Here is an 18,025-nt window from a genome sequence, read left to right as displayed (position 1 = left end):
CCCTTTTGTACCCCCTCCCCTGACACCCTCTGATCTCGTTGCTCTCGCGCATCACTACTAGGGCTATCTCGACTGAACCACGAAAACTGTAGGCTACTCGCCGGCAGTTGGTGGCCACGCGTCGCGAACTCGGATGCGTATTTTCAATCGCCCCACTCGATCATCAACAGGTCGCGAGTGGCAAGTCAGGTGCCGGATCCAAAGGGGGCTGTCGTCAAGCGCGTTCGCGATATTCGCGCGGCGTGACACCATGCGCTCGCAGGAACGCGCGCTGAAACGCATCGACTGAGCGGAAGCCGCTGCTGCTCGCGATCTTGTCCTGCGTCCAGTGCGTTTGTAGCAACAGACGCGACGCAGCCGCCACGCGCGCCTGCTCGACGAAGCGCGCTGGTGTGGTGCCGGCTTCAGCCACGAACGCGCGCGCGAACTGTCTCTCGCTCATGTGCGCTCGCGCGGCAAGCGCTCCCACCGAAAGATCTTCACCCGGATGCAGGCCGATCCACGCAATGAGGTCGCGCAGGCGATGCCGCACAGCCGACTGCGCCTGCAAGGTGTCACTCAGCTGCGCCTGATCGCCGGCGCGAAGCAGTGGCAATGCCAGCGTGCGCGCGATGTCCATCGCCACGTCACGCCCGACGTCGTTTTCTACCAAGGCCAGCGCCAACTCTATGCCGGTCGTGACGCCCGCCGATGTCCACATCGGGCCATCTTGCACATAGACGAGGCCGCGCTCTACGCGCACCTGCGGCCGCATCGTCTGCAATTGGTCGCACGCGCGCCAATGCGTGGTAGCCCGGCGGCCGTCGAGCAGCCCGGCCGCGGCGAGCGCGAAGGCGCCACTGCACACGCTGGCCACGCGCCGCACGCCAGGGGCGACGTTCGACAGCCACGCACTCACCTGATGTTCGACAATGGCGGCACGCACCCCCTCTTCCTCTCCGCCCGCCACGATGATCGTATCGATCCGGGTCGGCAGCTCGTCGAGGCGGCAGAAGCCGGCAAGGCTCAGCCCGGCGTTCGTCAGGACCGTGCCGCCGGCAGGCGACGCGGTGTGAAGGCGGTACGTTCCCGGCCGAAGGTGCTCGGCCTTGGTGAACACGCTGGCCGGCCCGGCGACGTCGATCGCTTCGGCGCCATCGAAAGCGACAAGCACCACGTCGATGGCAGGATGCGCGGACTTTTCGTCATTGCCCGCTGGAGTCGGACTTCGTAAGGTCACGGCGTGATTCGGATTCTGGAGTGGCAATGTTCAGGTCAATGGCAGTGATCGTTTCGAGTATTGCAGCATTGGCCCTGGCCGGGTGCGGCGCGGGCACGGAGTTGCCGCCGGCACCCGCGGACCCGGCCCTGCGCGAACAGCAAACGCAGTCGTTCGTACAGGCCATGAAGCCGCGCCACGCCGGCCGACCCGTGGTCGCGATCATTGCGCTCAACGAAGGTACCGAAACCACCGACTTCCTGCTGACGCACGCAGTGCTGCAGCGCGCCGAAGTGGCCGACGTGAAGGCGGTGGCATCGCGACGCGGACGGGTCGACCTGTTCCCCGCGCTTCAGGTGGAAGTGCGGGAAGACTTCGAAGGTTTCGACCGTGCGCACCCCTCGGGGGCTGACTACGTGGTCGTGCCGGCGATGAGCAACGATGCCGATCCCGCCGTCACGGCCTGGCTGCGGCGTCAGGCCGAGCGCGGCGCGCGCATCGTCGGTGTGTGCAATGGCACCTTGGTGGTCGGCAGCGCCGGCCTGCTCGACGGCCGTCGCTTCGCCGGCCACTGGTCCTCCCGCAGCAAGGTGCTGGAGCGTCATCCCGGCACATCGCACGTGCCGCATCAGCGCTACCTGGTCGACCGCGGCGTGGCCACCACCACTGGCATCACCGCGTCGATCCCGGTGGCATTGGCGCTGGTCCAGGCGATCGGCGGCCGCGACAAGGCTGCAGCTGTCGCCGCAGAACTGGGGGCAAGCTCGTGGAGTCCGGAGCACGACAGCGGCCCCTTTGCGCTCACCGTGCGCAGGGGTGCGAGCTATTTGCTCAACAAGGCGTCGTTCTGGTCGCATGAGCAGTGGGGCGTGGATGTGCGCGATGGCATGGACGACATCGCTCTGGCGCTGACCGCGGACGCCTGGTCTCGCACGGGCCGGGTGAGCGTGCACGCGCAAGCGGCGTCGCCGGACTCCGTCGTGCTGCGCAGCGGGATGGTGCTCGTCGCGGAACACTCCGACCGCAAAAGGCCACGCCTGCCACTCGCGACGGCGATGAAGCCGCTACAGCAACTCGACGCCACGCTGTGCCAGATCGAGGAACGCTTCGGCGCGTCGCGTCGCGAATGGGTCGTGCTTGAGATGGAGTACTCCGGTGCACCTGCGCCTGTCGATGCTGGTGGCTGCCGATCGTCGTGATACCGAGAGCGCACGTTTCTGACCCGCCCACGACCTGCTGCTGGAAACCGGACATGACCCATACCAACACCGTTCGGCTGCACCGCGTCCGGGCCACGAGACCCGAGAAGCTCGATCGCAGCATTGTGGAACCCGATGCCACGGCCTGCTGGCTGCCACCCATCGTGGTTTGCCGGCACGGTGCATGGTCGAGCCTGACATTGGGGACTGATTCGAAAGGAGCGCAGAGATGAGTCGACTCGAAGTGCGAAGTTTCTCGCTGTCGCTCGACGGCTACGGCGCCGGACCCGACCAGCGTCGCGGCCAAGGGCTGGGTCGGGGCGGTGAAAGCCTGCACGAGTGGATGTTCGCCACTCGCACCTGGGAGCGCATGCAGGGTCGGGACGGCGGCGAGACGGGCGTCGACGACGACTACGCCGCGCGCGGTCTTGAGAACGTCGGCGCGTGGATCATGGGTCGCAACATGTTCGGCCCGATCCGCGGCCCCTGGCCCGACGAAGCCTGGAAGGGCTGGTGGGGCGACGAGCCGCCGTACCACTGCCCGGTGTTCGTGCTGACGCACCATGCCCGGCCAGCGCTGACGATGGCGGGCGGCACGACCTTCCACTTCGTCACCGGCGGCATTGATTCCGCGCTGGCCCTCGCCCGCGACGCGGCCGCGGGTGCCGACATCCGCCTCGGCGGCGGCGTGGCGACGGTCCGCGGATTCTTGCGCGCGCGTCTCGTCGATGCGTTGCATCTCGCGATCGCGCCGGTCCTGCTCGGCTCTGGCGAAGCCCTGTTCGCCGGCATCGATTTGCCGGCGCTCGGCTACCGATGCACCGCGCGAGCGGCGACGGCGAAGGCAATGCATTTGGTGCTCACGCGAGAGAGCTGAGCGCGATGACCGCGCAGGCCGTGGTGATCGCCGGCACACCCGATCGGTCTCATGTCGGCGGGCGAGCCTGCCCCGACCGCGTGCACCGAACCATCGAGGCGTATCGTGCACGCATCGGCGCGGGCTGGACCTGTCGACCTTCGACCCGAGACCTGAAGACCTGTCCATCCGGTCAAGCAAGGAGCAACACAATGACCAGTTCCATTCGTACCTGCCTTTGGTTCCGCGACGGGCGGGGCCGTGAGGCCGCAGAGCTCTACTGCTCTCTGATACCGGGAAGCCGGGTCGAAACGACCTTTTCTGGTGATGCCGGGCACGGCACCTTCTCGGTGATCGATTTCTCGTTGGGCGGGATGCCCTACCAGATTCTCGATGCCGGGCCGGCTTTCAGCCTGACCGAGGCGGTGTCGATCTCAGTCGCAACGGATGATCAGGCCGAGACCGATCGGCTATGGGCGGCACTGACTGCGGATGGCGGCGAGGAGAGGGTCTGCGGCTGGCTGAAGGATCGCTACGGGGTGTCTTGGCAAATCTATCCTCGGCGGCTGACGGAATTGACCATGAGTGCCGACAAGAAGGTGTCTGCCCCGGCGATGGCGGCGATGATGAAACAGAGGAAGATCGATATCGCCGCGATCGAAGCAGCGGTTCGCGAGGCGGTGTAGCTCACCGCTCGTCATCGCGTGCACGGGGCTGCTGAGCGACCAGGGTCAATACGGATCACGCACTTGAACTCATTGACACGGAGTTTCCGAATCATCAACAAGGTTCATGAGTTTTGATTGGATGGATTCCTACCGTCCTTACTTACACTCGATCATCAAAAGGCCTCGCCCTCGCATGGTTAAAGGGATCTCGCAGGGTCGAATGAGCACTATGAATCGCCCCGGCCGGGGCAATTCACATCGACGTCACAGTGCGCAGCATCGGGCGCGAATCCGCGATCGCCATGGTGAGCACGATTGGTTCGGCGATCAACCACAAGAGCGTGCTCGAGAATCCCGACCACCTCTCGAAGCACATCTTGAGCAAAGGCCTGGACCCCGGAACTGCCTACGAGATCCTGTCGATCGGTGGCCATGACGGTGCTCGGATCGTGGAGAGCGGCTCAGCCGCATTCAACGGTCTGGAACGAGGAGCAGGACTCCGGTCCGCGACGCCGCTGAACGATCAGCGTCGCGCCGCGCACCGTACTACTCCGAGTGCTTCGCGCAGGTATTGTCAGACCTCCATCTGCCGGAACCCCAAGTTGCTCCATAGCGGTTAGCCCTCGTGGTCGGACACTAGCCTGCCGGAAAGTCGCTACCCTGCCCTGCTGCCAAGGGCACTGCAACGGCATTCAAGAAGCTTGGGCGCGTCGGACCGCCTCACTTGCCGGCTGCTGGCTACCGCTGCCGTTCATGAGTATGTATTTGCTTCGTGTTTAAAGCGCCCCGACCTGCTGTTCTTTATCCTGGAGCTCCAGCACGTTGAACTCTGCGCCGATGAGGAGGGAAAGCCCAGCCATGTAGAGCCAAAGCATCAACACAATGACTGCGCCGATGCTTCCGTATGTCGCACTGTAGTCGCCAAAACTCTCGACATACTGAGCAAACGCAAGCGAGGAAAGCACCAGCAGGACGGTCGAAACTACGCTGCCCGATGTTACGACTGAAAATCTCAGCCGATGATTGGGCGCTAGGTAGTAGATCAGGGCGAAGCCCAAGACAAGGCCCGCGGCAATGATGCACCAGCGCACCCCCGAAAAGAGCGCCAATACCCAGTCAGATTCTCCGAGGCGTCTGCCGATCCAGTCTTGCAGAAAGCCTCCCAGCACGACCAATGAGAACGACAGGACAACTAGGAACACAAAAAGCAGGCTCAGGCACATGGCGACCCATCGACCCCGGATGAAGCCGCGCGCCTCGTTGACGCCATAGATCCTGTTCAGTTGCTTCATGATGGCGTACATGCCGGTGGATGTGATCCACAGCGTGGCGGCGATTCCGAACGACAAAAGACCTCCGCGCGGCTTGTCCGTCACGTTTCGCACGACGTCCGTGAACATGTCGGCTGCCGGTGGTGGCAGCGCTTGCCGCAGCAGGTCCATGATCGCGACGTCCACATTGGAAACCGGCAGGTATGGCAACGTCGCCATCGTGAGAATCATGGCCGGGAAGATTCCCAGCGTAAGGTAGAACCCGAGAACGGCGGAACCGCTGAAGAGGTCGTCGTCGATCACCCTTCTTGGGAGTTGCCTGAAAGCATTGAGCGTCCTCACGGCGCAGCAGCCGGAAGATTGCATTGCCCAGGAAGAGGCCGAAGGCGATGCCGCCTTCGGCCTCGAGGAGCAACAACTCGCCCGCAACTTCCGGCGTGGGCGCGGTTCCGCTGGCCAGAACCCCCGGCAGCAGCGCGAAAATCACCGCCCCGACGCCGTCGTCGAAGAGCGACTCGCCCGCGACCACGAGTTCGAGATTCTTCGGGGCACCCGACGAACGAAGAATGCCCATGACCGCGATCGGATCGGTTGGAGAGATCAGCGCCCCGAACAACAGGCAGTGGAGCAGCGGCAGTTTGGCGCGGACGAGCGTATGCAGGATCCACATTCCTGCGCCGACCACGAACGTCGAGATCGACGTTCCCGCAAGCGCGAGCGCGGCAACTTGCCAGCAATAGCGGCGTCGCAGCACCGCCCCGCGGTCCAGACCAAGCGCGCCGAGACCCACCATTGCACATCGCCCGGGCCAACGCGATCGCCATCACCCCGATGGTCTTGGGCAGATGAACGAAACGGTGGTTCACATAGGCAAGCAGCGCTGTCACGACAAGGCAGGTGACGGCGATGTCGAGCATGCGGCTGTCCTGTCCCTATCACTCGTCCAGCGCTGCCGCCGCAGTCAGTGACCCCTGGGTCATGATGTGCTTCAAAGTCCCGTGCCGCCGCGCCACCTCGGCTAGGTCCGCCGGATTGCCGATGGTGCGCTGTGCATCGGCCCAAACCAAATCGGCATGGTGTAGCAGGACCTGACGTCGTCCCACGTCTACATCGCAGGCCATCACAGCGGCCAGCACTTCCAGCAGGCGGATGCTCACAGCAGTACTGCCTGCAGCGTTCTGACGGATCATGTTGAACATCACGTCCGCAATACTTCGGTAGCTCACGCTCGGCACAACAAGCACGACGGCACCATCCTGCCTCGTCACCCCGCCGGGAAGGTGATTCCCGGCCAGGTCGCATAGCGCCGCGCCCAGGCGGTCGAGCACGCTCATGGCGGTGTGCGGGTCGTTGATGCCTGACGACAACGCTCTCACAGCCACCTCCACCAACTGGCGCACAGCGTATTCCACGTCGCCGGCACTGCCGCGGGTCGCTCCCAGCGCGGTTGATTGGCGGATTGCCTCACCGGCCCCTGGCACTTGAACGGACACGACGGCGATTGGTGCACCGGGAAAAACATAATCGCCTTTGCGAACGAGAAGCCGGACCGCCGTTGCGTGCCTTGCCGCCCAGTCGGCCAGGCCCGCTTCGTCGAGTTGCTGCAGGTAGCCGCGCCGAGAGTCGGCGACGAGCGTGCCGCCAGTCCAGAAATCATCCGGTGGTGCGGAAGGCTGAGCCTCTTTCACGAGCGTGGCCTCCATGGCCTTGCGGATGTCGTCGCTCACCAGTTCCACCACAGTGTCGACGTTGATCCGCTTGGCCATGTGGCCTACAAAGTAGACCAACGTTCCCACACAGGCGAAGGCCAAAAGGATGCCGAAGGTCAAAGCTAGGTGGGGCGTGAAAGGGCCTTCCTCCTGGGTTCTGACGCTACGCAGCACCATCAGCGCGTAAGAGAACGTGCCGAGATACGCACCGAGTGTGAACTGCACGCCGCGGTCTCTCGTGAAGTTTCGCAGCAGCCGCGGCCCCATCTGGCCGGCAGCGAGCGAGAGCGCGGCAATCGTGATGGAGAACACGGTGCCTGCCACACCGATGGTCGACGAAGCGATGGCCCCGAGCAGTGTCCGCGCCCCGGTTCCGCCACCGCTGTAGAGCCAGTCGCCCCTGGCGATCCATACCGGGAGGCGCCCGCTGCGGTCGATGACAAGCAAAAGGAGAGCGAGCAGAACTCCGGCAAGCACCATCGTCCCGGGGACGATCCAGAAGGCCTCGCCGAGTTGATTGAGGAGTTTGCGGATTCTGGACTTCATAGGGTACTGCGCTCCTAAGCAGGCTACCGCCTGAACGCATGAACGAGTGTCAGACATCGTGCGACAAGTCGTCGGCAACGGACGCATCTCGCGCTCGGGCAGACCTGCCCTCTGCCGGAGGCCATAGGTCTCAGGCAACGAATGGAGTACCCGTTGCCCGGTGGCGACGCAGACGCCCTGCGGACGAATGGCACCTTCCGAGTGGTCGACCTCCTGGTCAACGAAGCCTGGTCCGGCGACCGCCTCCTCGCCTGGAAAGAGCTCCAGGCCGACAGTGTCGCGCTCGACATGGCATCGCGCCGGCTGCGCATCGAAGAAGTCACCGTGCAGAAACCCGGCGCGAAGATCGTCATATCCAAGGAGCGCGACGTGAACCTCGCCCGCGTCATCAAGGCCGACGCGAACGATCGGCAGGCATGTCAAAGCGCGCCGGCGCGCCAACCGGACCAGCAGGTGCAGGCTCCCATGGGCAAAGGCCCGGCAGCGTTCGATTTTCTGGTGGAGCGGGTGCGCCTTCGCGGCGGCAATGTCGACTTTGCGACCTCAGCCTGGTCTTGCCTTTCTCGACCAAGGTCACGGACATCGACGGAGCCATCGTCGGCATTTCCAGCGACCCGTCGCGCCGCGCCGATGTGAAGGCCAGCGGTGCGGTACTCCCCTACGGGTCGGCCCGGGTCAGCGGCAGCTTCCTGCCGGCCGAGCCGCAACGGTTTACAGATCTGCGAGTCGAATTCGACCACGTGCAGATGCCGCCGCTTTCGCCGTACTCGGCAACCTTTGCCGGACGCAAGGTGGAATCCGGCAAGTTGTGGCTGGACCACGATTACAAGGTGCAGGACGGCTTGCTGCTCGGAAAGAACGATATCCGTCTCGCCGATTTCAGCCTCGGTGAAAGGGTCGAAGCCCCGAATGCAATCGATGTTCCGCTCAATCTTGCGGTGGCGCTCCTGACGGGCGCGGATGGGCAGATCCGCCTTTCCGTTCCCGTTCGCGGCGACCTGGACAACCCGCGTTTCGATGTCGGGAGCGCCATCAAGCAGGCGGTCGCGAACGCCCTAAAGCGCATCGTCACCGCGCCCTTCAGAGCGCTGGGCGGCTGTTCGGCGGCGACTCGCTGCCCACGATCGAGTTCGACCCCGGCAGCGCAACGCTGCGGCCGGAACAGAGAGAGAAGCTCGACCGGCTGCGCCAAGCCTTGAGCGAGCGCCCTCGATTGAAGCTCGTGGTGACGCCGCCCTACGATCCCCAGGCCGACGCTCGCGCGTTGCGGCGCACGCAGGCCCGTCGCTCGCTGGCGCAGGCGCTCGGTCGCAGCCTCGCACCGGCAGAAGATCCCGGGCCCATCGCTTTCGACGCTCCGTCGACGCGACGGGCGCTCCAGCGCCTGTTGGAGCAGCACGCAGGATCCAGCGCGGTGCGCGAACTCAGGGCCCAGCGGTCCGGCACCGACGGCGCGGCGGAGCGCGAATTCTACGAAGCCATGTTCGACAGGATTGCCGACAGTCAGCCGCTGCGCGAGAGCGCGACGCAGGTGCTGGCGCCAGAGCGCGCACGCCGGATCGCAAAGGACCGGGCCCCGCGGGCGCTAACTGCTCGGCTGCTGAAGGCTCGTCGTGCAGGAACCGGGCTGAGATACCAACGCCCGCGAGCAGATAGACCGCGCCCATCGGAACCCACATGATCAAGCCTGCGAGCTGCTGGTCGACCAGCGCCTGCAGGGGGCCCGACTGGGCGGCATGCCGGCGACCACATCCGCGCCGTGATGCACGAAATGCCTGGGCTGCTACCTCGCGCTGAAGGGAACGCACCATGCGAGTGAGAATGCGGCGCCGCTACCGCGAGGGCGTGCAGCTCTCCAAGCGGGACTTCGGGGATCAGCCGTGGGAGTGCGGCATGCTCTCGCTCGAATCGCGTGAGGGGCGCACAGCCTCGGGCTGTGGCCCGCCGCGACGCCGGACGTCAATCGCAAGCCGCTCGGCTTGCTTTGGCCGCCTGAGATCGCCGCCTGCGCTTACGACACCATCAGCTTCGCCGGTGCCGAAAAGCTCGGAGTGCGCTGGTTCTATCAGGTCTGGTTCTGCGAGGTCGGCAGCGCGCCGCCGAACTGAACAGCGCGGTGCTCCGCGCTATACAAACTCATCGTTGCTGAAGAGCAAGAGCGCTGCAATACTGCGGCCATGGCCTCCTCATTCCACCCCCGCGTCTATTTCGCCGGACCGGATGTGTTCCGGCGGAACGCGCCGGAGCACTACCGCAATCTCGTGCGTCGGTGCGAGGTTCTCGGGATGGAGGCATTGGTCTCGGCCGACGGTGAGCCGCCGACCGGCCTCATGGACGTAGAGGCGGCGCGCGCGATCTATGACTCGAACATGGTGCTCTTGCGGCGCTCCGATGGGGTGATCGCCAACCTGACGCCGTTCCGCGGCACGGAGCCGGATTCGGGCACGGTGTTCGAAGTCGGCGTGGCCGTCGCAATCGGCCGGCCTGTCGTTGCCTATGGCGTGAGCGGCACGTACGCCGAGCGCGTGGAGCGCCTGCTGGGCGTGGTACGCGCCAACGGCGTGCTGCGCGATCCGCATGACCTCATTGTCGAAGACTTCGGTCTCAAGCTAAACCTGATGCTGGCGTGCTCGGTCCGGATTGAGGACACGGCGAAGGCGGCGTTGGCAGCGCTCGCCGCGCTGTTCACAGAGCTCGGACCAAACCCCGTCGTTCATTGAAGGCATCCTCTTCGAGCATCCGAGGTGAGACTTCAGGTTTCTTGCCTCCAGACGTGGCGAGCTGTTCTTGCGAGGACGGATTCCAGCAAGTCGAGTTGGTGCGCCACGCCCCGAATGTCCTTTGCGAGGGTGCCTGTATCAAAGATGCTCAGTTCAGCCTCTTGGAGCTGGTCTCGCGCCCTTGGCGTGAGCCCGGGGGACGCGGCATGCATGAGTGAAGCTGCCGCGGAGATAACTTCTCCTACAGAGGCACGCAACGCCTCCATAGCCAAACTGAGTTCGACATCGCGTCTCAGCATGGCGTCCTTCACTGTGAGGGAGGGCGGTTCCTTCGGCCGATCGATCGTGCCGGCTGGTGAATGTGCGTATGTGACATTGGGTAGTTTCTTCTTCTTCATCGAGACCCGCGGCGCCTTTTATGGTCGCTGAACAGATTGCAGTTTCGGTGTGGCTCAAAACTATTGGCAATGCTGTAGTCCGCGCGTCAGAAGGCGGCGTGCGGTTTCGTGAGCTCGATGCTCGCCGATGCGGCGACATGCAACAGATTGATTCGCCGCGCGTGTTGGGGTTACATTCCCGCCACCAGAACCACCGGCATTTTGGATAGTTCAACGCCGGTACTCGAGGGGGAACATGCCACTCTTGTTCTTGCGCAAGTTGCATCGGGAGGAGCTGCCGGTGCGTGTTGCCGATCCGCATGAAGTCAGGTGCGTGTCGTTGCTGCTTGCAACAGGCATGGTCGAGGCGGAGTTCTCGGAGATTCGACAGTCCTTGCAACCGGGGCCGGCCCATGTGGCCACTGTGCTCCGCATAACAGAACAGGGTTTAGCGGAGCTTTCGAAGATGGAGGCTGAGCCGGCGAGTCCGCCGCCTCCGTGTCGCAGACCGCGGCGACCGCGACTCTTGTGACCAAGCGAACACGGGCGGTCACTCTCGCCGTCGCGCGAGTTCCATTCGCCCCAACGCGGTGATCCGCTCCACGATCGCGAACTCCAGTGGAGGATCTGGCTGCGTTCGACCGGATGGTTTGGAAACGGACGCGACGACCATGTCGGCGGCAAGCAAAACAGCCACACAGTTGATCTCTTTCGGGTCGTCGACCTGCAAAGGGAACTCGGCGTGTTGGATTTGTCGGAGATAGTCGAGGGGCATTCGGCTCCAAGCTGGGTGGGCAGCTGGCGGCAGCAAGCACCCGACTATGCCATGGACAGTGGCTTCGTTGCGTCCCTGGCGATGTAGTCATCAGTCCATTGCTCGGCATGACGCTGAGCCTCGGCGCGAGCGCCTTCCTGGTTGGAAGATGAACGAGTGACCCTGCACATCATCTGGCCGCGCAAAGTGATGGTGGCGACATGGACGCCGTCGCCTCGTCGGCGACCTCAATGTTCCATCCCTCGTTGACGGCGTGCAGGTGAGATCTGCTCATGATCTAGATCTGGGCTCTTGGCGAGAACTGCGGGAACAGTTGATGCTCTCCGCTGCGGCGAGAGCCCTTGTCAGCCAATGCCCAACGTGTGCGTCCTGCGATGTTCGACTGCGCGGGCTAGGATCCGGGCATGACCTCCCTTTGCCTCCGTCTTCTCCTGGCTGGTCTTGTAGCTCTGCCTCTCTCTGTTACCGCCGAGCCGCCTACGTCGTGCCTCGTCGTCGGGGTCAGCGACGGCGATACCCTCACCGCGCGCTGCGGCGGACTGGGCTCTTTCGAGCAGCTCAAGGTCCGAGTGAACGGCATCGACGCGCCCGAGAAGCGCCAGCCTTTCGGCCAGCGCGCGAAGGAGGCGCTGTCCGACCTGGTCTACATGAAGGACGCGCAGCTCGAGTGCGGCAAGACCGACCGCTACGGCCGCAGCGTCTGCAAGGTGATGGTGGCGCCCCCGTCGGCGCCGCGCGGGCCCAAGACGCTCGATGCGGGCTTGGCCATGGTCACCGTCGGCATGGCTTGGTGGTACCGCGCCTATGCGCGCGAGCAGACGCCGCAGGACCGCGGGCAATATGAGTTCGCCGAGGTCGAGGCCCGGGCCAAGCATGCCGGGCTGTGGCGCGATGCAGAGCCCGTGGCGCCGTGGGAGTGGCGCAAGGCGCAGCGCGAACACGCCCAGTGAGGGCATTTTCCCCGCGACTCGGTTGGATTTTGAGGGTGCAGATAGTTTACCGATTGCCGTTAAACGGTATAGAATTCACCCATGGCGGTTCAATCATTTTCTTGCCCCGACACTGAAGCACTTTTCACAACAGGCAAGAACGCCAAGTTCGCGAATATCAAGGATGTCGCAGTGCGCAAGTTGACCCAACTGGATGCCGCTCCTTCGGTGGGATTCATGAAGATGCCACCGGGCAATGACTTGAAGTTTTACGACGATGCATGGCACGTCAGGATCAACCAGCAATGGCGCCTGACATTCAAATGGGGCGATGCGGGGCCCTACGAAGTGAAGATCGAAGACCCGCACTGATCCGGCCAGTCTGCCGTAGCACCTATAGAGGGCAATTTATGTTTAAGAATGGGATGAACCCGGTCCACCCGGGGGAAGTGCTCCGTGAGGACTATCTGAAGCCGCTCGGCATGACGGCAAACGCGCTGGCCAAGGCACTGCACGTGCCCGCCTCGCGCATCAATGACATCGTGCTCGAGCGCCGCGGCATCACGCCCGACACGGCGCTGCGCCTCACCCGCTACTTCGGCGGCGAAGAGAATGACGCGGTGGGCTGGCTCAACATGCAAGCGACCTACGATTTCAAGATCGCTCAGAAGGCCGTGGGCAAGGTGATCGCGAAAGAGATTGCCCCGAGGGCCAACGATGAGGGTTTCGCGCTCGCTGCTTGACAAGGTGCGTTTTGAGATGGGGGCGCGCCCTGCTACATTGCGGGCATGGCCAAGGACCCCAGGAACTTCACCGGCGAGGACGTCAAGCGTCTGCTCGAGCCGCAGGAGCGTCGCTTGGAAAGCAAAGAAGGCTGGAAGCTGACAGGCCACTTTGCGCTGGTTGCCGCGGGCTCTGTGGCCTTCGTGGTTGGCGTCACTGCCTTGATCTTGCAGGCCGTGCGCTAAGTTGTGCGCGTGAGCCGATTCGCCGGATTCCGCAGATCACCCTCCTTGAGCCAGTCTCGCACCCGCGCGATCGTCATTTCCTTGATCGGTCCGACGAGAAATCCCGCCGGGAAGTGCTTCGCATAGGCAGCCTTGGCCTCTTCGCGGCTCGTGAAGCCGAGCAGCAGCTTGTGTTCGTCGAAGCGCCCCTTGGCGTCCACCTGGTCGACGATGAACGCGCGCAGCGATCGATGGTGCGGGCCGACATAGACGTCGACGTGCTCGCCGTCTGCGCCTTCGGTGCGCAGCACCGTAGCCATAGTGCGCACTCATCTGGCGCTGCCAGGGTGTGCCGTCCTTGCTGACACCCTTGCGGATTGACGAGGAATGCCCCCGCGGGACCCACTTGGGGTGCGGATAAAAACTTGGACTACCAGGAGGTAGTTCAAGTTTTCGTCCGCATCCCCATTGGCTCAGTTTCCGGTCGGCGCCAACACATCGGGTTGCCTTTCGAAGAAGAAACAGTCAGGCAGGATGGCCGGAGCGATGTAGTCGATGTCCTTGGCCGACACGCCGCAGGCGAAGAAGCCGTCGCGCCAATGCCGGACGACATCGACGAGCTGATCGATTTGCCTGCGCGCCTCTTCCGCCGACAAGCCGAAACGCCCAGCCTGCGACAACAGGTTGTAGATGCTGGCCGTGCGACCGTAGTCGCCGACGGTCAAGGCTAGGTCGCGCCTCTCCAGGCTGACCACAGGTGCGGGCACGAGGTCGTAGGCCGGCGACAGCCGCCATCCCTTCTGCCTGCGTAGCAGAGCGTGATTGCGCGGATGATCATCGTTGTTAGTCACGGCGGCATTGAAGACCACCCGCCTGAAGAGTTCGGCGCAGTCGGCTTCCGGTTTGTCGGACCAGCGGCGCAGGTTATCGGCCATCAACGGGTAGGACCAACGTTCCCGGTCCAGGTGGCTATCGCCGCAGTCGAGCACGGTCAGGCCACTGACGAGACCGAAACGCAGGTAACCCTTGTCGGTGTAGTCGCGATCAAAACGCTGCAGCATCAGCACGTCGCTTTCGCCAACCGCCTCCAGGCGGGCTTGTGTGACGTTCAGGCCGCATCTGCGTGCCAGGTCGAGCGTCGCGAACTCGACGCGCTGCAGATTGAAGCGGTCATCTCTGGCTGGAAACTTGCCGAGCCAGAGACTTTGCGCGTCCTCAATCGTGGCCTTCGGCCGCGCACCACCCATGCTGGTGCCAGGATCGAGCTGTTCGAGCAGATGGGCGGCCACTGGGCGACCCTCTTCGATCGCCTGTGTGGCCGCGATCAGCTCGGCCAGCTGGTGCGTGCGGTTGTACTGGCGCCTGGGCGCGGGCGGTTCCGCCTTTAGCCCGAAGCTCAGGTAGCCTGCTCCGTCTTGCGGCCCATGTAGCAAATAGTCGATTTCCTGGAGGTCGGCCGCGCTGCGCTCGAGCTTGTGCTCGATCACACGTCGTCCCCAGGCGTCGGGGCCAGCGTCTCGAACCGCGCCTGGAATCCCCTTGAGTTGGGTGAACTCGAAGACTTCCTTGGCAAGAGGCAGTTGGAACGGATCGAGTGCAACTGCCTCGTGGCGCTGAAGGTAACGGTCGCCGTAGCGGAACCGCCCTATCTGCGTGCCGTCGGGCAGCGTCTGCACTCTGAGCAGCGCTGCCGGCACCGTTTCCAACGTGCCGGGCAGTTGAATGTAGACATAGGCCTCGCGCTCAGAAGTCATAGTCGTCGCTTGCCTTTCGGGCCTTGCCGGCCCGCGTCGGGCGGCGCGACGCTTCGAGGGCCTTGCCATGGAGATCGCTGTCGGGATCCGCAACAGCGTCTAGAGACTTGTCCAGGCCGAGTGCCCACAGTACCGTGAAGCACACGCCGACCGCCGTACCTGGCTTACCTAGTTCCAGCGCCGTGAGGGTGTTTCGGTTGATACCTGCCTTGCTGGCGAGATCGGCGACCGACCAGCCGCGTCGAATCCGCGCCACCCGGATGCGCTGACCCAGCTGGACAACACGCTCGGTGGCTTGCAGTGGAATTACGAATTTGCTCATTAAATTAGGCATTCACAGTACTCAACGCCCGCTATATTAGGCTTTTGCCACACTGAGCGCAAGTCGAGTGCTGACAACAAGATCGCCAAATTAGGCAAATAAGCTGATAATGCCCTGTATTTTAGGCAGTTGAGGGTCGAATCTTCGCGCTTCCTGTCGCTACGCAACGGGAGCGTGGCGGAGTGCGTCCCTCATCAGAAGAACACTGAAGAGAGGACCCATGGCCGACATGTTCGACGTACAAAGCAAACGAGGCTCGCTCTGGCATCGCTGGGACCCTCACATCCACACGCCTGGCACCGCCCTGAACGACCAGTACGCCGGTCCAGATCCTTGGGCAGCGTTCCTGGACGCCATCGAGGCGTCGAACCCGCCGATTCGTGCAATAGGTATCACCGACTACTTCGGCATTGAACGCTATGAGCAGGTCACGGAGTCCAACGGGCGCATCTGGGATGGGTCTCGATCCAGCCTGATGCTGAGAGCGAGGAACGCTGCCTGCGCCTAACTGCTTGAACCCGGCTCGTAGCCGAGCTCGCGCTGATGGCGCAGGGCCAGCACCGTGACCTCATCGCCCTCGCCAGCGTAACGATACAACGCCACGTGGCCGCTGGCGCCGAAGTCGATCACCCACTCGCGGTACTCAGGCGGCAGATCTTCCACCGCCCCCCCACCATCGGCTGCTGACGCAGGACCTGAACGGCCTTGCTGATGGTCTCACCAGCACGTCGGGCGGCTGCCGGGTTCTTCGGGCGCAGGAACTCACGCAGCCGCTGCAGATCGCGCGGCGCCGCCGGCGCGAACCTCACTTGTGGCATGCAGGCGCTGGCAACTCGTTGTCAGTGCCCCAGGTCTCCAGCCACGCCATCACCTCGTTGCCGGAGACGTGCAGGCCCGTTTCCTCGAACTCCTCCCACGCCGCCACGGCGTCCTGGTGCAGGGACTGGCACTTTTCTTCGCGATCAACGTACTGGGCAATGGCCTCACGCATCAGCCAGTGAGGCGCCCGATGGCGTGCCGTCGCCAGGCGCTTCAGGCGCACCTTGAGTTCAGGATCGAGCTTGACGGGCATCGGGCCAATGGCGGTAGCCATGAGTAATTCTCTACCAGAATGTGCCATCTACGTAAGCATCCTCTCAAGACCCCTCTTGACGCTGGATTGTTGAATTCCGCCGATCTCTGACCCTAGGGCGGATAAAAAACTTGGACTGGTTTTACGCTGGAGGTCCAAGACTCTCTCGGTATTCGATGGGGCTGAGAGAGCCCAGAGAGATCTTGATCCGCCGTTCGTTAGTCCAAGTTTTTGTCCGCACCCCCCATCGACACACCCGAGCGACGCCAGCCGTTCTATGCGCGGGCGAAGGAGTCACTTTCCGATCTGGTGTTCGAGAAGGACGTGCGTGAGCGTCCAGTCCGACCATCTTGAAAGCCGGCTCGGGGCATAGGAGCCTCGTGTCCACTTCAACTCTTGGTGGACACGTGAACACTATTCCCGATCAACAAGCCGGCAGTGGCCGGCGGCGTCGCAAGCACAGTGACGAGTTCAAGGCCGATGCGGTGGCGGCCTGCGCGCAGCCTGGCATGTCGATGGCCGCAGTGGCAATGGCTCACAGCATCAACGCCAACCTGCTGCGGCGATGAGTGCACGAAGCCGAGATGAAGCCAAGAAGCGAGGTCGTGGGCAGCGAACTGGCCGGCCAGCGCGCTGCCATCGTGATGAGCCTGGTGCAGTCGGCGCGCCTGAACGGCCACGACCCCTGGGCCTACCTGCGCGACGTGCTGCAGCGCCTGCCGACGCAGCGCGCCAGCCAGATCGAGGACTTGCTGCCGCACCGATGGCAGCCAGCGTCCGACGCGCGACCATGACCTTGCTCACGCAGGCCGTGATGGTCCGGGCGAACATCGACGTCGACCGCATGAGCGCGCAGCAGAAGGTTGAGCTGGCTGACGAAATCTACGTCCAGCAGCCGAACCTGCTGGCCTCCATCCTCGTGTTGCCTCGCTACGGAGTCGACATGCTGCAGCTTGAGGTGCCGATCCACGTTCTGCTGGTCGCCTTCCAGGCCATGAAGCACTGCGGGCGCGCCTTGCCAACGATCTCTGAAGACGTCCAGGAAACCTGCTTGCAGCGGCTGACTGCGACGTTGAAGTTCACCGAGGGCGTGCCGCCAGACCTCGTCGCGCAGATGATCACGAAGTTCTGCGTCGACCATCCCGAGCGCTACCTGCTGGCGTTCGTGTACGGCTACCTCGGCGAGCACGACCTGCTGCGCGTGCGGACTGACGCCGAGAAGTTCTTGCTGCTGGCCGCTTTCAACCTCGTGGAGTGCGTGGCCTACGTCGGAGCACAGCTGCGGTCCAAGTGACCCTCGTGCGGCCGGTCAAGATGGGATGACTGGACGCTCACGCCCATCTCACGCCGTGGGGGAGCCAGAAGCGGACAGCCGAACTTCGTAATCGTTGAGCATGGACTGGAGTTGGGCCGATTCTGTTGCTCCTGGCTCGATGCCACTCCCATCAACAATGCCCTTGACCAAGTAGTACTCCGTCTCAGAGCGAATCACCCCTCGCTTAAGTATCTGAAGATACTTCTTTGAGCAGCGCCTCCTGACTTCGCTGAGGGTGGACGAACTGCGCTCGGCAGGCCCAGCGCGAGAGCTGGGCAATCAACGAGACTTGCGCTGCCCCCGGCTTTCGTAGCACTTTGATCTAGAGGTCGAGGGTTTGCATCGTAGTTGATGCGGTGGTTTGCGC

General features: G+C 63.5%; 22 protein-coding genes and 4 pseudogenes. 15 read left to right on the top strand and 11 right to left on the bottom strand.

From position 1 onward, the window contains the following. Window positions 1-214: 214 nt before the first annotated feature. Window positions 215-1,219 (bottom strand): GlxA family transcriptional regulator, encoded by a 1,005-nt coding sequence (locus tag AC3A6R_RS26720; protein ID WP_487866120.1) that lies wholly within the window; start codon window positions 1,217-1,219, stop codon window positions 215-217. A 26-nt stretch (window positions 1,220-1,245) separates the two neighbouring features. Here AC3A6R_RS26720 and AC3A6R_RS26715 point away from each other — a divergent pair, with 26 nt between their 5' ends. The 4 genes from AC3A6R_RS26715 to AC3A6R_RS26700 all read left to right on the top strand — a co-directional run bounded on the left by AC3A6R_RS26715 (window position 1,246) and on the right by AC3A6R_RS26700 (window position 4,541). Then, window positions 1,246-2,397: a DJ-1/PfpI family protein gene (locus AC3A6R_RS26715; RefSeq protein ID WP_487866119.1), complete on the top strand. Its 1,152-nt coding sequence runs from the start codon at window positions 1,246-1,248 to the stop codon at window positions 2,395-2,397. 229 nt (window positions 2,398-2,626) lie between these two features. Further along, complete coding sequence (locus AC3A6R_RS26710; protein ID WP_487866118.1) at window positions 2,627-3,274, top strand: dihydrofolate reductase family protein; 648 nt, start codon at window positions 2,627-2,629, stop codon at window positions 3,272-3,274. A 191-nt stretch (window positions 3,275-3,465) separates the two neighbouring features. Beyond that, on the top strand, window positions 3,466-3,939 hold the full coding sequence (locus AC3A6R_RS26705; protein ID WP_487866117.1) for a VOC family protein: 474 nt from the start codon (window positions 3,466-3,468) through the stop codon (window positions 3,937-3,939). A 284-nt stretch (window positions 3,940-4,223) separates the two neighbouring features. After that, the gene (locus tag AC3A6R_RS26700) at window positions 4,224-4,541 is read left to right on the top strand and encodes a flotillin-like FloA family protein (RefSeq protein ID WP_487866142.1); all 318 of its coding nucleotides are present in this window, start codon (window positions 4,224-4,226) and stop codon (window positions 4,539-4,541) included. Window positions 4,542-4,697: 156 nt separating this feature from the next. On the opposite strand, the gene AC3A6R_RS26695 is transcribed toward AC3A6R_RS26700, so the two are convergent. The 3 genes and pseudogenes from AC3A6R_RS26695 to AC3A6R_RS26685 form a co-directional block, all read right to left on the bottom strand. Continuing rightward, window positions 4,698-5,558 (bottom strand): YihY/virulence factor BrkB family protein, encoded by an 861-nt coding sequence (locus AC3A6R_RS26695; RefSeq protein WP_487866116.1) that lies wholly within the window; start codon window positions 5,556-5,558, stop codon window positions 4,698-4,700. A 28-nt stretch (window positions 5,559-5,586) separates the two neighbouring features. After that, a pseudogene (locus tag AC3A6R_RS26690) lies at window positions 5,587-5,985 on the bottom strand (cation:proton antiporter domain-containing protein); the annotation flags it as partial. A 142-nt stretch (window positions 5,986-6,127) separates the two neighbouring features. Then, window positions 6,128-7,447 (bottom strand): DUF2254 domain-containing protein, encoded by a 1,320-nt coding sequence (locus AC3A6R_RS26685; RefSeq protein WP_487866115.1) that lies wholly within the window; start codon window positions 7,445-7,447, stop codon window positions 6,128-6,130. A gap of 141 nt (window positions 7,448-7,588) precedes the next feature. Between AC3A6R_RS26685 and AC3A6R_RS26680 the strand changes: the two are divergent. The 3 genes and pseudogenes from AC3A6R_RS26680 to AC3A6R_RS26670 all read left to right on the top strand — a co-directional run bounded on the left by AC3A6R_RS26680 (window position 7,589) and on the right by AC3A6R_RS26670 (window position 10,167). Beyond that, window positions 7,589-9,128 (top strand): annotated as a pseudogene (locus AC3A6R_RS26680) (DUF748 domain-containing protein). Window positions 9,129-9,426: 298 nt separating this feature from the next. Then, entirely contained in the window at window positions 9,427-9,555 is a 129-nt protein-coding gene (locus AC3A6R_RS26675; RefSeq protein ID WP_487866114.1) for a hypothetical protein, read from the top strand. 69 nt (window positions 9,556-9,624) lie between these two features. Further along, window positions 9,625-10,167, top strand: coding sequence for a nucleoside 2-deoxyribosyltransferase (locus AC3A6R_RS26670; protein ID WP_487866113.1), 543 nt, complete (start codon window positions 9,625-9,627; stop codon window positions 10,165-10,167). Window positions 10,168-11,094: 927 nt separating this feature from the next. Here the strand turns inward: AC3A6R_RS26670 and AC3A6R_RS26665 are convergent. Further along, window positions 11,095-11,319 (bottom strand): hypothetical protein, encoded by a 225-nt coding sequence (locus AC3A6R_RS26665; protein ID WP_487866112.1) that lies wholly within the window; start codon window positions 11,317-11,319, stop codon window positions 11,095-11,097. Between the two features lie 404 nt (window positions 11,320-11,723). Between AC3A6R_RS26665 and AC3A6R_RS26660 the strand changes: the two genes are divergently transcribed. From AC3A6R_RS26660 to AC3A6R_RS26645, 4 genes are all read left to right on the top strand, one after another. Further along, window positions 11,724-12,269, top strand: a complete 546-nt coding sequence (locus AC3A6R_RS26660; RefSeq protein WP_487863227.1) for a thermonuclease family protein — start codon at window positions 11,724-11,726, stop codon at window positions 12,267-12,269. An 81-nt stretch (window positions 12,270-12,350) separates the two neighbouring features. Beyond that, the gene (locus tag AC3A6R_RS26655) at window positions 12,351-12,620 is read left to right on the top strand and encodes a type II toxin-antitoxin system RelE/ParE family toxin (RefSeq protein ID WP_487863228.1); all 270 of its coding nucleotides are present in this window, start codon (window positions 12,351-12,353) and stop codon (window positions 12,618-12,620) included. 38 nt (window positions 12,621-12,658) lie between these two features. Beyond that, complete coding sequence (locus AC3A6R_RS26650; protein ID WP_487863229.1) at window positions 12,659-12,991, top strand: HigA family addiction module antitoxin; 333 nt, start codon at window positions 12,659-12,661, stop codon at window positions 12,989-12,991. Between the two features lie 45 nt (window positions 12,992-13,036). Then, on the top strand, window positions 13,037-13,216 hold the full coding sequence (locus AC3A6R_RS26645; protein ID WP_487863230.1) for a hypothetical protein: 180 nt from the start codon (window positions 13,037-13,039) through the stop codon (window positions 13,214-13,216). Here the strand turns inward: AC3A6R_RS26645 and AC3A6R_RS26640 are convergent. The 3 genes from AC3A6R_RS26640 to AC3A6R_RS26630 form a co-directional block, all read right to left on the bottom strand. Beyond that, window positions 13,213-13,515, bottom strand: coding sequence for a hypothetical protein (locus AC3A6R_RS26640; protein ID WP_487866111.1), 303 nt, complete (start codon window positions 13,513-13,515; stop codon window positions 13,213-13,215). The genes AC3A6R_RS26645 and AC3A6R_RS26640 overlap by 4 nt on opposite strands. Before the next feature lie 153 nt (window positions 13,516-13,668). After that, window positions 13,669-14,949, bottom strand: a complete 1,281-nt coding sequence (locus AC3A6R_RS26635) for a type II toxin-antitoxin system HipA family toxin (protein WP_487866110.1) — start codon at window positions 14,947-14,949, stop codon at window positions 13,669-13,671. After that, window positions 14,939-15,271 (bottom strand): helix-turn-helix transcriptional regulator, encoded by a 333-nt coding sequence (locus AC3A6R_RS26630; RefSeq protein ID WP_487866109.1) that lies wholly within the window; start codon window positions 15,269-15,271, stop codon window positions 14,939-14,941. The genes AC3A6R_RS26635 and AC3A6R_RS26630 overlap by 11 nt, the downstream gene beginning before the upstream one ends. 220 nt (window positions 15,272-15,491) lie before the next feature. On the opposite strand from AC3A6R_RS26630, the pseudogene AC3A6R_RS26625 reads away from it, so the two are divergent. Further along, window positions 15,492-15,719, top strand: a pseudogene (locus tag AC3A6R_RS26625) (hypothetical protein); the annotation flags it as partial. Between the two features lie 56 nt (window positions 15,720-15,775). Here the strand turns inward: AC3A6R_RS26625 and AC3A6R_RS26620 are convergent. Genes AC3A6R_RS26620 through AC3A6R_RS26610 form a run of 3 tightly spaced genes read right to left on the bottom strand, consistent with a single transcriptional unit; the run spans window position 15,776 to window position 16,364 of the window. After that, a complete protein-coding gene (locus tag AC3A6R_RS26620; RefSeq protein ID WP_487866108.1) occupies window positions 15,776-15,934 on the bottom strand; it encodes a type II toxin-antitoxin system RelE/ParE family toxin in 159 nt (52 codons plus the stop codon). Continuing rightward, complete coding sequence (locus tag AC3A6R_RS26615) at window positions 15,898-16,089, bottom strand: type II toxin-antitoxin system RelE/ParE family toxin (protein WP_487866107.1); 192 nt, start codon at window positions 16,087-16,089, stop codon at window positions 15,898-15,900. The genes AC3A6R_RS26620 and AC3A6R_RS26615 overlap by 37 nt, the downstream gene beginning before the upstream one ends. Beyond that, window positions 16,077-16,364: a CopG family ribbon-helix-helix protein gene (locus AC3A6R_RS26610; RefSeq protein WP_487866106.1), complete on the bottom strand. Its 288-nt coding sequence runs from the start codon at window positions 16,362-16,364 to the stop codon at window positions 16,077-16,079. The genes AC3A6R_RS26615 and AC3A6R_RS26610 overlap by 13 nt, the downstream gene beginning before the upstream one ends. Before the next feature lie 386 nt (window positions 16,365-16,750). Here AC3A6R_RS26610 and AC3A6R_RS26605 point away from each other — a divergent pair, with 386 nt between their 5' ends. From AC3A6R_RS26605 to AC3A6R_RS26595, 3 genes and pseudogenes are all read left to right on the top strand, one after another. Then, window positions 16,751-16,912 carry a transposase gene (locus AC3A6R_RS26605; RefSeq protein ID WP_487866105.1) on the top strand — a complete coding sequence of 54 codons (162 nt, stop codon included), beginning with the start codon at window positions 16,751-16,753 and terminating at the stop codon, window positions 16,910-16,912. A gap of 39 nt (window positions 16,913-16,951) precedes the next feature. Beyond that, window positions 16,952-17,137: pseudogene (locus AC3A6R_RS26600) on the top strand (transposase domain-containing protein); the annotation flags it as partial. After that, window positions 17,134-17,637, top strand: coding sequence for a hypothetical protein (locus AC3A6R_RS26595; RefSeq protein ID WP_487866104.1), 504 nt, complete (start codon window positions 17,134-17,136; stop codon window positions 17,635-17,637). The pseudogene AC3A6R_RS26600 and the gene AC3A6R_RS26595, both read left to right, overlap by 4 nt. The last annotated feature ends 388 nt before the right edge of the window (window positions 17,638-18,025 follow it).

It is taken from the genome of Variovorax sp. Soil_C_19, assembly GCF_057657255.1.
The sequence above is the reverse complement of the archived record's forward strand: the minus strand, read 5'-3'. Positions and strand labels throughout refer to the sequence as shown.

Bases quoted from the DNA above. Each gene is read 5' to 3' on its own strand.
- AC3A6R_RS26715 (WP_487866119.1), top strand. From the start codon at position 1,246: ATGTTCAGGTCAATGGCAGTGATCGTTTCGAGTATTGCAGCATTGGCC.
- AC3A6R_RS26710 (WP_487866118.1), top strand. From the start codon at position 2,627: ATGAGTCGACTCGAAGTGCGAAGTTTCTCGCTGTCGCTCGACGGCTAC.
- AC3A6R_RS26705 (WP_487866117.1), top strand. From the start codon at position 3,466: ATGACCAGTTCCATTCGTACCTGCCTTTGGTTCCGCGACGGGCGGGGC.
- AC3A6R_RS26700 (WP_487866142.1), top strand. From the start codon at position 4,224: ATGGTGAGCACGATTGGTTCGGCGATCAACCACAAGAGCGTGCTCGAG.
- AC3A6R_RS26695 (WP_487866116.1), bottom strand. From the start codon at position 5,558: ATGCAATCTTCCGGCTGCTGCGCCGTGAGGACGCTCAATGCTTTCAGG.
- AC3A6R_RS26685 (WP_487866115.1), bottom strand. From the start codon at position 7,447: ATGAAGTCCAGAATCCGCAAACTCCTCAATCAACTCGGCGAGGCCTTC.
- AC3A6R_RS26670 (WP_487866113.1), top strand. From the start codon at position 9,625: ATGGCCTCCTCATTCCACCCCCGCGTCTATTTCGCCGGACCGGATGTG.
- AC3A6R_RS26665 (WP_487866112.1), bottom strand. From the start codon at position 11,319: ATGCCCCTCGACTATCTCCGACAAATCCAACACGCCGAGTTCCCTTTG.
- AC3A6R_RS26660 (WP_487863227.1), top strand. From the start codon at position 11,724: ATGACCTCCCTTTGCCTCCGTCTTCTCCTGGCTGGTCTTGTAGCTCTG.
- AC3A6R_RS26655 (WP_487863228.1), top strand. From the start codon at position 12,351: ATGGCGGTTCAATCATTTTCTTGCCCCGACACTGAAGCACTTTTCACA.
- AC3A6R_RS26650 (WP_487863229.1), top strand. From the start codon at position 12,659: ATGTTTAAGAATGGGATGAACCCGGTCCACCCGGGGGAAGTGCTCCGT.
- AC3A6R_RS26645 (WP_487863230.1), top strand. From the start codon at position 13,037: ATGGCCAAGGACCCCAGGAACTTCACCGGCGAGGACGTCAAGCGTCTG.
- AC3A6R_RS26640 (WP_487866111.1), bottom strand. From the start codon at position 13,515: ATGGCTACGGTGCTGCGCACCGAAGGCGCAGACGGCGAGCACGTCGAC.
- AC3A6R_RS26635 (WP_487866110.1), bottom strand. From the start codon at position 14,949: ATGACTTCTGAGCGCGAGGCCTATGTCTACATTCAACTGCCCGGCACG.
- AC3A6R_RS26630 (WP_487866109.1), bottom strand. From the start codon at position 15,271: ATGAGCAAATTCGTAATTCCACTGCAAGCCACCGAGCGTGTTGTCCAG.
- AC3A6R_RS26615 (WP_487866107.1), bottom strand. From the start codon at position 16,089: ATGCCACAAGTGAGGTTCGCGCCGGCGGCGCCGCGCGATCTGCAGCGG.
- AC3A6R_RS26610 (WP_487866106.1), bottom strand. From the start codon at position 16,364: ATGGCTACCGCCATTGGCCCGATGCCCGTCAAGCTCGATCCTGAACTC.
- AC3A6R_RS26595 (WP_487866104.1), top strand. From the start codon at position 17,134: ATGACCTTGCTCACGCAGGCCGTGATGGTCCGGGCGAACATCGACGTC.